The organism is Peptostreptococcus russellii (genome assembly GCF_900110295.1).
GTDB classification, from domain to species: Bacteria; Bacillota; Clostridia; order Peptostreptococcales; family Peptostreptococcaceae; genus Peptostreptococcus; species Peptostreptococcus russellii_A.
Genome location: NZ_FODF01000007.1, coordinates 48,911 through 65,307 on the forward strand (window position 1 = coordinate 48,911; position 16,397 = coordinate 65,307).

Sequence of the window (16,397 nt, forward strand, 5' to 3'; positions counted from 1 at the left end):
AATTCATATAAATTAACAAAACTATACAAAGCCTACTATATTATTCTTTTTCATTTTTTATTCTTTTCTTAAGAGCATTATATGCATAAAAAACGAAAACATACATAGCTTTTGGTAAACTTAAATGTTCAACGTTTCTATATGTATTCCATGTTCTCTTTATAGCCTTCCACTTATTATGTGAAAGAGAACCATCTACTACTCTATACCATACTAGATCTTCATATATTCCATATGCATAATCAGTTCTTTTCAGAAGCTGTAACCATGTGGCAGTGTCCTGCCCTCTTCTAACATTAGTCATTCTGAAATCACCAATTTTTTTCTTATCTACTAATACAGTGGAACACCCGATAATTGTGTTTTTAAGAAGTCCGTTATAGTTAATCTTTTCAGGAGCTCTTGCTACCTTATTAGTAGGAGAACCATCTTCAATCATATATCTATATGATGTAAAGCAAAATCCAATATCTTTTGATTTCATTAAATCCATCTGCTTTTGAAGTTTTTCTTCCTTCCAGACATCATCACTGTCCAAAAAAGCTATATATCTTCCCTTTGCGTTTTCCAGTCCCATATTTCTAGTAACTGCCGCTCCGGAGTTTTTATCAAGTTTTATGTATCTTATTCTACTATCTCCTTCAGCAATTTTTTTAATTATTTCAGCCGATGAGTCAGTAGAACAATCATCAATCAACAACATCTCCCAATTTTTATATGTCTGATTCACTACGGATTCTATTGTATTACTGATAAATTCCTCCGCATTGTAGACGGGAGTTATTATCGATACTAAATCATCTCTCATCTATTCTCTCCTCAATTTATAAGAAACCTGCTAACTTCCAACTTTTTTAAGCTTTATATTACCTGCCGTTTTCTTAAATCTTTTAAATCTTAAATTTGAAACACCTGATACTATTAAAATCAATCCTACATTTGTTGCCAAATCTAGCATTATACTTTCTGCAAAACAGTAGATAAGCAAACTAACTATTAAAAGTATCTCCGCCCTCTTTTTTTCTACACATAATCTGTACAAAGTATAAGTCATCATAAGTATCAAAACTGTGTAAACTACTAGTCCCGAACTATACAATGTCCATATATAGCCACTATCTAGAGGCATTCTTTGAGTAAAAAGTATGTCTCTTATATTTGAAGGATAGCCAAATAAATTAATTCCCTTACTTGGGTGCATTACATAGGAATGCCAATACAAAGGTCTATGAGAAAGAATCTTATTTATAAAGTAATTGTTACTTAAAACTGTAGCAAAAACAAGACTCAATGTAGTCATGAAAATTGGAAATCCCGATATAAATACCTTAACCCACTTTTTCTCCAAATTGACTTTTTCAAGTATGAAAAATGCAATTATTGTCATTATCGCTGTCAACAGACCTGTTCTAGTAGTAGTCTGAGTATACATTAAAAACACAAATAAAAACAGTAATGCATAATCTAATTTATTTTTCTTATTGTATATACTATAGAAATACGATATCCAAACAAGGAACATACTTATAAAGGCTGTGTTTGGATTTCCAAAACCAAAATCATTTCTGCCTTCTAGATATTCTGTCGGATGGATTCCTACAAGGTTCATACACAAATATATCGAAAACAAAATTGCGTTGATAATCATAAACCATTTTACAATTATCTTAAAGTCGACATTGTAAAGTGCCAGACACAGATAATATGTGTATATCGCCGTTATATTTTTAGACAATAGAAATTGCACTGCAAATATAGCGAATATGCCATAATGAACTAAAGTATATCTTTTAATATTTGTAATTACAAGCACAGTCGCAAGTAACAACGAAATTAACATAAAGTATTTAGATAGATTTGAAAATCCAAAAAATACTCCATAGTACTTCATTATTGCTAAGAAAATAACGGTTACACCAATTCTGTTTTTCCATTTATCTTTTATCATCTGTAATACCTCATTTCCAGTAAGTATCCTGCTAGCTAAGACTATATTTTACAATTTAAATCTTAGCTGCTCCTTTAGAGAATCAATAAATATTCCCCAAAATTCACCGTTATTATTTTCTTTAATTTCTTTCTTCTTTTTAAAAGCAAAGGCAATAAACATAAAAAATCCCCAAAATCTGCCAAAAAGTCTTTTAAACAAAGGTCCTTTTCCTAACATGGACTTTTTATCTATATAATTAACTGCCTTATATGGATGGTATGAAACTATTTCTGGGAAATAATAAATCTTTCTTTTCCCAGCTCTATAAGCATCCATTATATAAATATTTTCTTCTCCTGAATTGTACTTAGTTCCAATTCCAAATCTCTCATCAAACTTATGTGTATGTGGATCAATACTTTTTGAATTAAACCACATATCAAGAGTAGCCTGTTTTAAAGTCTGCATCCTACTTATCCCCAATATTTTCTCTTTTGGATAATTAATCGTAGACTTTTTTTCTATAGGGTCATAGTGCTGAAAACTAGCTATATCGGGATTATATTCATCAAAATATGATTTTACAATCTCTAGTGTGTTATCCAAATACCAACAATCATCATCAGTAAATGTATAGACATCACCCGTAGCCAAATCCATAGTAGCATTTCTACTATTTGAACAGCCTATCCCATCTGCATGTACATGCTTATACTCAAAACTATGTTTCTTTAATAATTCTTCTATTTCTTCAAAATTAGTTTGGGAACCGACAATTAGTTCAAAATTTTTATATGTTTGTCTATCTAGGCTTTCAAACAAAAAATCTAGTTCTTTCAATCTAGACCCATAGGTACCCAATAATAAACTGAATTTCATTTATACACCTCTTTACTTAGAAATAATATGCTTATATACATTTACAACAGCATAATAACAGAAGCAATAAATCGCTTTTATAAGTCCTAAATTTTCTTCATTTCTTAAAATATTCCATGTCCATCCTGCTGCTTTTAATTTATTTCCTGATAAAGAATTTTGTCTTGTTCTATACTTTGCCAAAATTTCATCAAGACCATAAGCCTTGTAACCCTTTTTCAGTATTCTAAGCCATGCTGCATAGTCCTCATGATGTATCTTAGGCATATATATGTCTTCTATATATTCCCTATCTATAACCACTGTCAGACATGATATAGCATTCTGTCTTAAAAGTTTGTCATAAGTTAATTCTTTCTTTGCATGTACGACAGTATTTAAAAGCTTGCTGTCAGCATCCATGAATCTGTAACCTGTAAAAGTAAATGCATATTTATTTTCTTGCATAAATTTTATCTGTTTTTCTATTTTTTCTGGCATCCAAACATCATCGCTATCAAGAAAAGCTATGTATCTCCCCCTTGCATTAGCAATACCAACATTTCTTGCATTGGAAACCCCACCATTTTCTTCAAGAAGAATCGGTCTTATATTTTCATATTTGCTTGCATAATCTTCTATTATAAGTCTTGAAGAATCCTTTGACATATCATCAATACATATAATTTCTATATTTTTGTAAGTCTGTGCCAATATGCTATCTAAAGTTTCGCACATAAAATCTTCTGCATTATATACAGGCACAATTACAGAAACCAGATTATCAATAAACTTTTTACTCATTAAAAATTCCTTTCTTATCTCGCGCCATCTCCTGTAAATACAACCTTTACAGTCATAAATACTATTTTTATATCCAGTAGTACGCTTCTATTTTTTATATAATATAAATCATATTCAAGTTTCTCTCCAGGATCCATTTCATATCCACCATTTACTTGAGCCCATCCTGTAAGCCCTGGTTTTACGGCAAGTCTATATACAAAATTAGGATACTTTTCTTCAAATTCTTTTGTGAAAATTGATCTTTCTGGTCTTGGACCTATTATTCCCATATCACCTTTTAAGATATTCCAAAGCTGAGGTATTTCATCAATTCTTGTCTTTCTTATAAACTTTCCTACCTTTGTGATTCTAGGATCATCTTTTTCAGCCCACTGTGCTCCAAATTTTTCAGCATCAGTTCTCATTGATCTTAACTTATAAACATAAAATTCTTTTCCATTTTTACCTAGTCTCTCCTGCTTATAAGTTATAGGTCCCCTATCCTCTATTTTAATAAGTATACCAAATATTAGTATTAACGGTATCCCTATTACAAGTCCAATTAAAGATAATAGTATATCGAAAAATCTTTGATATAGTTCAAATCCCTTTCCATGTTTTACAATATCATAATCTATAAGATCAATGTATTCTTTTAATACAGCATCTTCACCTGAGTATTTATTAAAAGACATACTGTCCTCCCTCCATAAATTTTTTTTAGAATATTTTTATTAATTTATCAAAGTATATAATATTACCAAATGAAATATTATTACATGATTTTCCTACATTTAGCGTATTATACACCAAATGATATTATACTAAAAAAACAGCTATAATACAAGTTGATTACTATTAATAAGCTTTTGTAATCTTTATCTATCTTAATTTGTATCTATATACTCTGGCTGCCATAACTAGTGCAATTATTACTAATAAAACTGTAGTAAGTGTTTTGAACCTTTCAACATTAAAGAAGTTTCTTCTCTCTATTCTAAAACCTACTTGATTTATTTCTTTATATCCTTTTTCCTTAATTATCTTAGCTTCATCTGAAGAAAAATAACTTTCTTGAATATACATCAAAGGTGCTTTGCTATCAGCTGCAAGAGGCGTTACCGAAAGTGCATTGATAAGCTGACCTACTGCAATATGTCTTTTGTGCATAAGTTCTCCACCCTTTGATATAAATACCTTCTTTATGCTCTTATCTTTGTAGAAACGATTCATTATATTTCTATTTACATCATATCTATCTTCTCCTGCAATTCTTTCAACATTAGGAAGTATTTTTTCGATATTATTATTATAATAATTATCATTTCCTATAAGATATGTCTTTTTAATATTATTTTTTCTTGCAAATTCCTCTATTTTTAAAATATCTTTTTCATCATTGTTAGTTACAAATATTGGAATATTGTTTACATCTGCATATGGAATAAAAGATATTCCATTAGGTAGGTCCATTTCATCATCTGAAACAACTGCTATTTCACTTACTTTTTTATCTTTATTCATTTTTTCAGCTATGTTTAAAGATAAATTCACGCCCTTTGAATCTATTATTCTATCGTACTTATAACCGTATCTATCTAAAGATCTTTCAACTGCATTCGAAATATAATTTACCCCACCTATTAAAATAACTTTTTTAACTCCAAGTCTTTCCATTTCATCATATGTCGGTGGTAATATTCTATTCTTTTCAATATAAAAAACAGGTAAGTTCTTTGAATATGCATAAGGTGCTATAGAAATTGCCTGCTGCAGATAATCTGTATTAACCAAAATTGCTGTATCTGATTTTTTAAATTTCTTTTCTATACTCTTATTTACCGTAGTGTACCTAGTTTCTCCAGTATAGTCTATAATATCATATCTTGATAAGTATAGCTTATCAAGTATCTTTCCACCTACCTTGTATCCTAGCACTAGAATTACAATCAGTAGTATATATTTTAAATATTTCTTCATTCCTCTTCTCCTAAGTCTCTTTTTTTCTCGCGTTTTACCTTTATATTATACTATATATTACTATTTTTTAAAACTGTAATCGACTTTACTTTATATTATATCTGAAATTATCTCTTGCTATTATTTTATAAAAGTAGATGTTTTCAAGATATTTTTTAATTATGAAGAAAATTTTACAACTATTTAGATTCAATTAAAAAACTTTCTAGAAATAAAAAACATGGTCGATATATATCGACCATGTTTGAAATTCTATTTATTAATTTGAGAATGCTGCTATAATTCCCTTAGCAATCTGAATTCCCATTTTCTTTAATGCGTTATCATTATTTAAAAGACTAACATCCTTTCTGTTTGAAACAAATCCACCTTCTACAAGTATTGCAGGGGCATTAGTGCTTCTTATTACATAAAGATGAGATCCGTCTTTTACACCTCTATTTTTTAGGTCAAAAGAGGAAAGTATACTGTTAAGAACATTTTTCGCAGATTTATTAGCCATTGTTCCACCACCCTTATAAACCTCTACTCCAGTACCACTGTACTCTTGATTAGATGGGTTAATTGGGTTACCACCCTTATTGTAATGTATACTACAGAAGAAATCTGCATTCTTACTATTGCTCAAGTTTGCTCTATCTGGAAGTGTCGGATATGTATCTCCAGTTCTTGTTAAGATTACATTAGCTCCTGCCTTCTTTAGATAGTCTGCACAAGCAAGAGCAGTTTTAAGTGTCCAATCCTTCTCTCTTACCCCATACATTCCTATTGCTCCACTATCGCTTCCTCCATGTCCTGGGTCTATTACTATCTTTTTACCCTTTATGGAACTAACTACACCAGGATTACTATCCGGTTGTGGTGTAGGTTGTGGTTGAGGAGTTGGCTGTGGTGCTGGTTGAGGTTTTGCAGCCTCCTCATTTTTTATAATTTCCTTTAACTTGGACTTTATAGTGTTGCTTACTGAAGAACTAATACCTCCACCTATTTGATAGATATTATCAGTTTTTCTAGCATCTAATAGTCCCATTGTTACTTTTGCTATGGAATTTTTACCTGTTATTATAATTGGTGCATTATTCTTAGCAGCAAATGGACCTGCTGGAACAGTATCTATAAGACCTGCATTTTCTGACTTTGTAATTACCACACCTGGAAGGACTGAGTCCTTGTAAAATCTATTTATTACACTTACATTTGTCGAATGCCTGTCACTGCCATATATCCTGTTTATATTACCGGCATCTTTTACCGACGCATCTATTTGGTTTATAAGTTTGTTGGATATGGAGTCCTCTCCACCTATATAATATACTGTCGATGTATGTTTCTTAAGAAAGTTCATCGCATTTGTATTTATATAGTTCTGATCTACAACTATCACAGGATTTTTTGTATCTCCAGCTTTTGCAGATATTGAAAGAGCATCTGCAACTCCATTTGTTATGCTGACAATATAGGCTGTATCGACTGATTTCGACTTTGCTATATTCTCTGCAACATTAGCTGAAACTTCGCCTGGGTACTGACCAAATATTCTTATCATATTGGCTCCAGTTGCATTTTTCATTTTATCTGATACTTGCTTGGATAAATGATTTCTATCGCCTATCATATATATGGTCTTTGGTTTTAATCTTTTCAACTCATTTAAAACACTACCATGTATATAATTTTCTTGTGCAAGTAATATTGGTGCATTGTGTGTAGTTGCCAAAGGAGTAGCTATTATCCCCATTATTGTATCTTTTCCATTTACCACAATAACTGTGTCCGCTCCATTTTTCCAACCTTCTTGACTTACCTTAACAGCTGTTTCATATCTATCAGCTCCATATATTGATTTGAATATAGAGCCACCTTTAGAGTAGTCACTATTCAATACATCCTCCGAAGAAGTAGCATCTTCTGTTGTTGCTTTTTCTTCCGACAAAGATGTTGCTTTGTCATCATTTAAGCTTTTGTCATTTATAGTTTCACTATCAATGCTTTCTTCTGCTTTAACGCTATTGTTGTCAACATTTGCAACTTCATCTGCAAATACCGACGGAGAAATAGCTGCAGCTAGCATAGAAATCGAAAGCATTACCGCCAAAAACTTTTTTCTAATTTTTTTCAATCCCTCTACCTCTCTTTCTAAAACATACTCTTAAAAGTTACATTATGTAATAATCGTCTCTTCTTTTAATGCCTTCACTGCTTTATTATAGCACACAAGTTACAATTTGTAACTATTTTTCAGCTTTTTAGGTAGCTATACTTTTTTATTTCTATTATTTTTTCTTGAAAAGCGCCTGTCTACTGACTTTGAGAATTACTATCTCCATTTTGAGAATTAGTATTTTCTTCTGGGTTTTCTAAGTTTTTGTTTACAATAACTCTACCCTCATCATCTCTTTCTATCTTTTCTTTCGGAAGGAAGTCAGTATAAAATCCGCTAACATAGTTATTTCTAAGTCTGTTGACTACTTCTTGATCGTTATATGTAAACATATACAGGCTTATGCCTCTATCTACTAGTTTGTTAGTAAGTTCCTTTGAGAACTTAAACTTATTCACAGCAACAATCTTTATACCATGCTCATAAGAAAAGTCTACTATTTTATTTACTTCTAATTCTTCCATTCTATAAGTTGTAAATATCATAGACTTAAAGTTGTAAATATTCATTACAGGTTTATACATTTCCTGATAATATATCTGAGGTATTATCCTATCCAATACCGATTTATCTACATTTTTCGCTATTTTTACAAGTTCCTTATAGCATCTCTCAACTTCTTTTATATCATTATTTTTCAAGTCTACTACCAAATACATATCTGGATGTTCTTTCATGTATTTTGCAAGTTCTTCAAAATTCATAGTATGGTAAGTATTCATTATCTTAGTATTTAAGAATTCTTTTTCCGTTGGCATCTTATTTTTCCAAGACATTGGAAGTCCTAAATTAGCTAAACTTTCCGCATCTGTGGAATGAAGAAGTATTAACTTTCCATCAGAAGAAAGGGACATATCTGCCTCCATAACTCTCAACCCTCTTTGATAACTTCTTTCCAATGCTTCTCTTGAATTTGTATATGTATTTCCATTTATGCCTCCAAGTGCATGAGCTATATATCTATTCTCCTTTACCCAAGAATAATTAAACTTCTTAGGATAATTATCCATGTAGACTGTACCATCATTTGCCTGTACAACATTGACATCAAGAATTTTATAAATAAAATCTAGTGGCACATATAGGGTATCATCCATATACTGTACTATACCATCCATCTTCACAACATTTTTATTGTTTTTAAATCTTACTTCATTAGAACCTCTTTTTAGCAGATAAGTGGCTTTTCTATATTTCAGTTCAATTCCACCTTTTGGAAGAAACTTGTAACTTGCCTGCGTATTAAAGTTTTTACAAAGCTCAAGAACCGGCACATAGACTATATCATTTCTTATTTTATAGGGCTTGTTCATTTGAGCTTGCTTGTTATTTATTATTAGTCTTTCTCTTATTTTAGTATCTTTAAATTCCGATATTAGCTTTCTTTGTGTTCCATAATAGTGGAATAGTTTGAAAAGGCCAAGTATCAGAAGCAAAGATGTCATCAGAATCACTATTTTTTTAATTCTGAGCTTTAGTCTTTCTTTCCCTACTTTCTTAAACATATTTCCCCCACTACTATATACTAATTTTTATATCATACTTATCTAAAAGATTAAGTAATAAGACCCATATTACAGTAAGCACTAGAGCGTATACTGTAGACGCCTTTTCTATTCCTGTTATAGGAAGTATAAAATCCGTTGTAAACCAATTATTAAAATGCAACCAAGTCCCCGTATAAATAGATTTTATCTTTATTAGATTTATTATTCCATTTATAGCAGAAATTGTAATCGTTACAAATAAGGCATTTTGCCCTATTCTTCTAACTAACTTTGTGCCAAAATCAAGTTTTATTATGTCAAAAAGTATATAAAAAATATCTATGACAAAAAACATTATAGCACAGCATCTCAAAACAAATGGTAAACTGAATACATTTCTGTTCATCGGAATCCATGCTCCCGTTATTGCTGATAAAATATACATAAGAAGTCCCAATACAAATAAATTCACTATTTTTTTTGCTTCATTATTTATTCTATAGTAATTACTTAAAAAAGACTTAATTGATTTCAGATTGAATCTGCTCTTCATATCAATCAATAAATTCTCTTTGCTAAAACCATGTTCTTTTATCATATGTGTTCTCTTATATCTTACATATTTTTTATGTTCAATTGGCTTTTTATTTAGTATACAACCTATTGAAATACCATACATAGTAATAGGTATTGCTGAAAAAGTAGCAAGTAAACCTTCTGGATCTGCTGCTGCAGAACTTGCAAATCCTTTTAGGACAGACTTATCTACACTTGTAAATACACTTTTTTCTATTCCTGCACCATTTTTAAATGCTACAATAGTAAAAATAAGTGACAATATCGCTCCTAAAGATATAAAGATATATGTTAAAGCATTATTTTTTATTTTCTTTTTAAGAAATCCTATATATATCATGGAACATAATAAATAGTTTATAGCAATTAGTTGATATGGTCCTGTCAATCTTACATTAGCTTTAGACTGTAAAAACAAGATACTATATATTAGACCTATAACAAAAATTATTACAGCCCTCTTAAATATAGATCTAGAAATTTCAGCTATAATCTTACCTTCCTGGTGGTTTTTTTTCACATAAAAAGGAATTGACATCCCCATTATCAGTAAAAAAAACGGAAGCAAAATATCTGCTATATTAAAGCCATTCCATTTTGAAATAATAAAAGTCTTCTCTATATTTCCTTCTAATCCCTGGGATATTAGAAATATAGTAAATATTACCAATATCCCTCTAAGAAAATCTATTGAATTTATTCTTAAATTTTCATATTTTTTATCGAACTCTCTTTTTTCCTTATATTTACTTTTTAAATCAGCAATTTTCTTATAAAATTTTATTTTGATTTTCGCTTCATTAATAGTTTCCATTTTTATTCTTCTTCACCTAAACCCTCAAAAGAGAACACAAACTTTAGTGTCTCCAATCTTATTTTTTTATTTAGAGTTTCGAACATATTGTATGCTTCTATTGTATATTCTTTTACTGGGTCCTTCTGAGCTACTGACACTAATCCTACACTCTGTCTCATCTGATCCATAAGGTCTATATGATCAACCCAATAATTATCTACAACTTTTAAAAGTATTTTCTTTTGTTCTTCTGCAAAAATACTCTCACCTATCAACATTGATTTTAAGTCATATACTCTTCTTGCAATATCTTTTACATTTTTTGCAATTTCTTCATTTGAAAGATCCTTTGCATCTGGAATTATTATCGTTCCGTCTGGCATAAATGAATTATACAGTCCCTTATAGAACTTAAAATAGTTTCTAGGTTTGCAATTTATATATTTTTCTACATACTCATCTATTGTTAAATTTACCATATGCATTATTGTTTCTGTAAGGTCTACACCATCAAGAACCTTGTCTCTCTCAGCATATATGACTTTTCTCTGTTTATCTATTACATTGTCATACTTTAGTACATCTTTTCTCTGTTCGAAATTCTTACCTTCTATACCCTTTTGTGCATTTTCAATAGCCCTACTTAACTTCTTGCTAGATATTGCTCCATACTTGTCTGGCTTTAGTTTTTTACCAACCTTTTCAATAGCAGCTCCACCATAAAGCTTGATAATTTCATCTTCAATACTTACGAAAAATCTTGATACCCCTGGATCTCCCTGTCTACCAGCTCTACCTCTAAGCTGATTATCTATTCTTCTTGATTCATGTCTTTCTGTACCTAAAACGTAAAGTCCACCTAATGCCTTTACCTTTTCTTCCATTTCACTATCGCCATTTCCAAGTTTTATATCTGTACCTCTACCAGCCATATTTGTAGCTATAGTTATAGCGCCAATTTCACCAGCTTTTTCTATTATCTCAGCTTCTGTTTTATTGTTTTTAGCATTAAGAACCTGATGCTTTAAACCTTTTTTCTTTAAAAGGTCTGATAAATATTCAGACTTTTCAACAGTTGCAGTACCGACAAGCATAGGTTGACCTGTTGCGTGTACCTTGCTTATTTCTTCTACTGCTGCTGCAAATTTTTGTTTTTCTGTAGCATATACCTTATCATCTAAATCTTTTCTTATTACTGGCTTATTAGTTGGAATCTGTACAACATTCATTCTATATGTCTGTTCAAATTCTCCTTCTTCTGTCTTTGCTGTACCTGTCATACCTGACATTTTAGCATACATTCTAAAGAAATTCTGATAAGTTACAGTAGCCATAGTTTTATTGTCTGCCTTTATTTCAACTCTTTCTTTTGCTTCAAGAGCTTGATGAAGACCATCTGAGAATCTTCTACCATCCATTATTCTTCCTGTAAATTCATCTACTATAAATACTTCTCCATCCTTGACAACATAATCATCATCTATGCTCATTAATTTATGTGCAGTTAAAGCTTGGTTTATATGATGATATATAGCCATGTTATTTATATTTGTGATTTTTCTTATTTTGAAATAGTCTTCAGCTTTTTTAAATCCTGATTCAGTAAAAGAAACTGTGTGTTCTTTTTTATCTAAATCATAATCTTCTTCTGTTATTGTCTTTACAAACTCATCTGCTCTAATATATAAATCAGTAACAGGGTCTCCTTCTCCAGATATTATAAGAGGAGTTCTAGCTTCATCTATTAATATAGAGTCAACTTCATCTATTATACAGTAATTTAGCTTAGCCTGAACCTTTCCAGCCTTTTCAGTTACCATATTATCTCTTAAATAATCAAATCCAAATTCTGAGTTTGTACCATAAGAAATATCACAAGCATATTGCTTTCTTCTTAAATTAGGATCTTGACCTGTTATTATTGTTCCAACTGTCATACCTAAGAAATCAAATACTGGTCTTACAGTATACGCATCACGTTCTGCAAGGTAGTCATTTACTGTAATTACATGTACACCTTCACCTGTAAGTGCATTTAAATAGCATGGTGCCACTGCTACAAGTGTCTTACCTTCACCAGTCTTCATCTCTGCTATTTTACCTTGGTGAAGAACTATACCACCTATCAACTGAACTCTATACTGTCTCATTCCTAAAACTCTCTTTGTAGCTTCTCTTGCAACTGCAAAAGCTTCTTCCAAAAGATCATCTATTGTTTCTCCTTTTGAAAGTCTTTTTTTAAATTCTTGAGTTTTGGCTGCAAGTTCTTCATCTGTTAAAGATGCAATTCCCTCTTCAAGAGCTTCTATTTTATCTACTATTTTATTAAGCTTTTTAATTTCAGCATTATCCTGATTGCTTAAAAATTTATCTAAAAACGACATACATTTCTCCTTTTCTATTTTATTACTTCTATCTTTATCTGAAAACACTACTAGAAAGCAGTATCTAAATAACAAATCTATTTTATTATATCACAATATGCAAGTTTGTAATAAAATTTATTAGACTTTTTGACTAACTTATTGTATAATAAAGGTACTTAAAAAATTACATTTCTTTTTAAGTATTTCTCACGAAAAAAGAGGGGTTGAGTTATTTCAACCGTTCTTTTTTTTTACAAAAAATAGGATTTCCTGTAATTCACTATACTAGCATACTTTTTATTTATAAACAAACTAGAAGTTATATAAATAAATTGCATGAAAAGGAAAAACACCACTAAATTAGTGGTGTTTTTCCTCTACAACAAATCGTTGGGAGTCAAACGACAACATCATAAATAATTATAACGTCATTAACTCTATTATAATCGCTTTTATGATTTTTTGCACGTTATTTTTTCCCTAACGTTAAATATTAAACTCTCTCGTAAATAGATTCATCAAGTAATGATGCAGCTTCTTCATCTATTATTACTACTACGTCATTATGGAACTGAAGAATTGATGCTGGAACTTCTGGCTTCACAGGTCCACATACAGTCTTGTATATAGCTTCAGCTTTTCCCTTACCAGATGCAAGTAGTAATATCTTCTTTGTTCTTACAATTGTTCCTATTCCCATACTTATTGCCTTCTTAGGAACCTCTTCTTCTGAGTCAAAGAATCTTGAATTGGCAAGTATAGTACTTTCTGTGAGTTTTACTACACCAGTAGTATTTGAAAAATGATCATCAGGCTCATTGAATCCTATATGTGCATTATTTCCTATTCCTAGAACCTGTATATCTATTCCACCACATTCTTTTATTTTATTTTCAAATTCCTTAGAATATGTTTCAAAATCTTCTACATTTCCATCAGGAATATTTATATTTTCCTCTTTAACATCTATTTTGTCAAAAAGATTATCATGCATAAATGTATAATAACTGTTTTCATTTTCTTTTGGCAAGTTAATGTATTCATCAAGATTAAATGTAGTTACATCCTTAAAAGATATTCCTTCATTCTGATATTTGTCTACAAGTTCTTCATACATACCTATTGGTGTTGAACCTGTAGCAAGCCCTAGTACTGATTCAGGCTTCATTAAAACCTGTGCAGCCACATAATTAGCTGCTAAAGCACTCATTTTTTCATAGTTTTTGCAAACGTAAATTTTCACAAAAATCCCTCTCTCTCGTTATTATTTTTATAAGTTTTTATACTATACTTATATTATAGTCATAAATTAAAATTAATTCAAGGCAATCTTTTTCATTTTTGAATACTTCTTTGCAATTTATTTTCAAATTTTATTTTTATCTATAAATTCTTTCTTTATTTTATAAGCCAAGTACCTTCTTCATCTTGTCTTATCTTTTTATTCTTCATCATAGTACCAAGAGTTCTTTTAAAATTCTTCTTACTTGTGTTGAATACTATTCTAAGATCTTCTGGATCAGATTTGTCATTAAATCTCATAAATCCATCATTTCCTTCCAGATAGCTTAGTATTCTATTTTCTAAAGAATCCATTTCTTCTTTTCTTTCTCCTCTTGTAGATAAACCTAGCTTTCCATCTTCATATATTTTTATAACTCTAAGATCTTTTAAATAATCTCCTTCTTTAAGAGTCCTATAATATTCATCTCTTAATATTATACCTGCTATATTAGGTTCTATACAAACAAGAGCTGTTTTATTTGTTTGAAATCCATATACATAGCCATTGCAAGTATCTCCTATTTTCAAATCGCTATCTGTTGATAGGTGTATATCTACATCTGTTGTAGCTGCAAGTCTACCACTTTTATCTACATATATATAGAAAGGATATTTTTCATCTTCTAAAATCAAATACTTCTTTTCTCTAAAAGGTACTAATACATCTCTTTCTAAGCCTATATCAAGGAAACTTCCTATTTCAGTATTGTCCGCTACCTTCAATATCTTAACTTCTCCAGCCATAGCCTTTGGAGTTTTTTGAGTAGCTATTAATCTTCCCTTTGAATCCCTATATACAAATACTTCAACATCATTATCTACTTGAACAGATTCTTCATCTACAATATTTCCATAAGGTATTAATATTTCTTTTTCTTCCTCTTCTCCCTTAAGAAAGTATCCATATTCACTTTTCTTAGTTACCTTTAATTTATTTATTTTTCCAACTTCCATCAATTTTTCTACCTCACTAAATTCTATTTACGCCTGTCTTTATAGCAGCTTCTTTTACGGCTTTTGCCACTGTTTCTGCTATTCCAGCTTCAAATGCCATTGGAAGTATTTTTTCTCTTCCCAATTCATCTTCTTCTACAAAGTCTGCTATTGCTTTTGCTGCAGCAACCTTCATTTCTTCATTTATTTCTGATGCCCTACATTCTAATGCACCTTTAAATACTCCTGGGAAAGCTAATACATTATTTACTTGATTTGGAAAATCACTTCTTCCTGTTCCCATAATAAATACCCCAGATTTTTTCGCTTCATCAGGCATTATTTCTGGCTCCGGATTCGCCATTGCAAATACTATTGGCTTGTCGTTCATTGTATCTATCATTTCAGGAGTCAACATCTTAGGACGAGAAACTCCTATAAATACATCCTTGCCCTTTACTGCATCAACTAAACTTCCCTTTTCATTATTTTTATTTGTGTATTTTAACATTTCTTTTTGAGCCCAGTTTATTCCTTCAGTATCTTCTTCAAGAATACCATATCTATCGCAAAGTACAACATTTTTTACATTCATATTTAAAAGCATCTTACAAATTGCAATTCCAGCAGCACCTGCACCGTTTATTACTACTTCTAAATCTTCCATTTCCTTATCTGGGAGCTGTTTTACAGCATTTATTATACCTGCTGTAACAATTATAGCTGTACCGTGCTGATCATCATGAAATACAGGTATATTAAGTTCTTCTTTTAGCCTATTTTCTACTTCAAAACATCTCGGTGCTGAAATATCTTCAAGATTTATACCACCAAACATAGGCTCTATCATTTTCACTGTCTTAACTATTTCTTCTACATCCTGAGTAGCTAAACATATTGGAAAAGCATCTACATTAGCAAACTCTTTAAAAAGTATTGCCTTTCCTTCCATTACAGGTATTGATGCTTCCGCACCAATATTTCCTAAACCTAAAACCGCTGATCCATCACTTACTACAGCTACCATATTTCCTTTTGATGTATATTTATAAACATCTTCTTTATTTTCCTTTATTTTAAGACATGGCTGTGCTACACCTGGAGTATATGCAATAGACAAGTCATCTTTATTTTCTACCTTTACCTTGCTGACTACTTCAATTTTACCCTTTTTTTCTTCATGAACTCTTAAAGCTTCTTCTGAATAATTCATAACAATCTCCTTAAATCTTTTTTGCAT

General features: G+C 30.6%; 13 protein-coding genes. All 13 read right to left on the bottom strand.

What is annotated here, in order from left to right; genetic code table 11:
• Positions 1–40: 40 nt before the first annotated feature.
• The 13 genes from BMY82_RS05455 to BMY82_RS05515 all read right to left on the bottom strand — a co-directional run bounded on the left by BMY82_RS05455 (position 41) and on the right by BMY82_RS05515 (position 16,370).
• A complete protein-coding gene (locus tag BMY82_RS05455; RefSeq protein WP_091975530.1) occupies positions 41–808 on the bottom strand; it encodes a glycosyltransferase family 2 protein in 768 nt (255 codons plus the stop codon).
• A gap of 30 nt (positions 809–838) precedes the next feature.
• Positions 839–1,948, bottom strand: a complete 1,110-nt coding sequence (locus tag BMY82_RS05460) for a hypothetical protein (protein ID WP_091975532.1) — start codon at positions 1,946–1,948, stop codon at positions 839–841.
• Positions 1,949–1,996: 48 nt separating this feature from the next.
• Positions 1,997–2,809 (bottom strand): glycosyltransferase family 2 protein, encoded by an 813-nt coding sequence (locus BMY82_RS05465; RefSeq protein ID WP_091975534.1) that lies wholly within the window; start codon positions 2,807–2,809, stop codon positions 1,997–1,999.
• A gap of 12 nt (positions 2,810–2,821) precedes the next feature.
• Positions 2,822–3,592 (bottom strand): glycosyltransferase family 2 protein, encoded by a 771-nt coding sequence (locus BMY82_RS05470; RefSeq protein WP_091975536.1) that lies wholly within the window; start codon positions 3,590–3,592, stop codon positions 2,822–2,824.
• A 14-nt stretch (positions 3,593–3,606) separates the two neighbouring features.
• Positions 3,607–4,269 (bottom strand): sugar transferase, encoded by a 663-nt coding sequence (locus BMY82_RS05475; protein ID WP_091975538.1) that lies wholly within the window; start codon positions 4,267–4,269, stop codon positions 3,607–3,609.
• 187 nt (positions 4,270–4,456) lie between these two features.
• The gene (locus BMY82_RS05480) at positions 4,457–5,554 is read right to left on the bottom strand and encodes a cell wall-binding repeat-containing protein (protein WP_091975550.1); all 1,098 of its coding nucleotides are present in this window, start codon (positions 5,552–5,554) and stop codon (positions 4,457–4,459) included.
• Positions 5,555–5,813: 259 nt separating this feature from the next.
• Positions 5,814–7,673 (bottom strand): N-acetylmuramoyl-L-alanine amidase, encoded by a 1,860-nt coding sequence (locus BMY82_RS05485; RefSeq protein WP_091975552.1) that lies wholly within the window; start codon positions 7,671–7,673, stop codon positions 5,814–5,816.
• A gap of 179 nt (positions 7,674–7,852) precedes the next feature.
• Positions 7,853–9,220 carry a phosphatidylinositol-specific phospholipase C/glycerophosphodiester phosphodiesterase family protein gene (locus BMY82_RS05490; protein ID WP_091975554.1) on the bottom strand — a complete coding sequence of 456 codons (1,368 nt, stop codon included), beginning with the start codon at positions 9,218–9,220 and terminating at the stop codon, positions 7,853–7,855.
• A gap of 13 nt (positions 9,221–9,233) precedes the next feature.
• Complete coding sequence (locus BMY82_RS05495) at positions 9,234–10,592, bottom strand: DUF5009 domain-containing protein (protein WP_091975556.1); 1,359 nt, start codon at positions 10,590–10,592, stop codon at positions 9,234–9,236.
• 2 nt (positions 10,593–10,594) lie between these two features.
• Positions 10,595–12,958 (bottom strand): preprotein translocase subunit SecA, encoded by a 2,364-nt coding sequence (secA, locus tag BMY82_RS05500; RefSeq protein ID WP_091975558.1) that lies wholly within the window; start codon positions 12,956–12,958, stop codon positions 10,595–10,597.
• Positions 12,959–13,433: 475 nt separating this feature from the next.
• Positions 13,434–14,183 carry a glucosamine-6-phosphate deaminase gene (gene nagB / locus BMY82_RS05505; RefSeq protein ID WP_091975559.1) on the bottom strand — a complete coding sequence of 250 codons (750 nt, stop codon included), beginning with the start codon at positions 14,181–14,183 and terminating at the stop codon, positions 13,434–13,436.
• Positions 14,184–14,338: 155 nt separating this feature from the next.
• Positions 14,339–15,181 (bottom strand): CvfB family protein, encoded by an 843-nt coding sequence (locus BMY82_RS05510; protein WP_420358842.1) that lies wholly within the window; start codon positions 15,179–15,181, stop codon positions 14,339–14,341.
• A gap of 13 nt (positions 15,182–15,194) precedes the next feature.
• The gene (locus tag BMY82_RS05515) at positions 15,195–16,370 is read right to left on the bottom strand and encodes an NAD(P)-dependent malic enzyme (RefSeq protein WP_091975561.1); all 1,176 of its coding nucleotides are present in this window, start codon (positions 16,368–16,370) and stop codon (positions 15,195–15,197) included.
• Between the last annotated feature and the right edge of the window lie 27 nt (positions 16,371–16,397).

Excerpts from the sequence above, each read along its gene's own strand:
- BMY82_RS05455 (WP_091975530.1), bottom strand. The coding sequence starts at position 808 with ATGAGAGATGATTTAGTATCGATAATAACTCCCGTCTACAATGCGGAG.
- BMY82_RS05460 (WP_091975532.1), bottom strand. The coding sequence starts at position 1,948 with ATGATAAAAGATAAATGGAAAAACAGAATTGGTGTAACCGTTATTTTC.
- BMY82_RS05465 (WP_091975534.1), bottom strand. The coding sequence starts at position 2,809 with ATGAAATTCAGTTTATTATTGGGTACCTATGGGTCTAGATTGAAAGAA.
- BMY82_RS05470 (WP_091975536.1), bottom strand. The coding sequence starts at position 3,592 with ATGAGTAAAAAGTTTATTGATAATCTGGTTTCTGTAATTGTGCCTGTA.
- BMY82_RS05475 (WP_091975538.1), bottom strand. The coding sequence starts at position 4,269 with ATGTCTTTTAATAAATACTCAGGTGAAGATGCTGTATTAAAAGAATAC.
- BMY82_RS05480 (WP_091975550.1), bottom strand. The coding sequence starts at position 5,554 with ATGAAGAAATATTTAAAATATATACTACTGATTGTAATTCTAGTGCTA.
- BMY82_RS05490 (WP_091975554.1), bottom strand. The coding sequence starts at position 9,220 with ATGTTTAAGAAAGTAGGGAAAGAAAGACTAAAGCTCAGAATTAAAAAA.
- BMY82_RS05495 (WP_091975556.1), bottom strand. The coding sequence starts at position 10,592 with ATGGAAACTATTAATGAAGCGAAAATCAAAATAAAATTTTATAAGAAA.
- secA (WP_091975558.1), bottom strand. The coding sequence starts at position 12,958 with ATGTCGTTTTTAGATAAATTTTTAAGCAATCAGGATAATGCTGAAATT.
- BMY82_RS05515 (WP_091975561.1), bottom strand. The coding sequence starts at position 16,370 with ATGAATTATTCAGAAGAAGCTTTAAGAGTTCATGAAGAAAAAAAGGGT.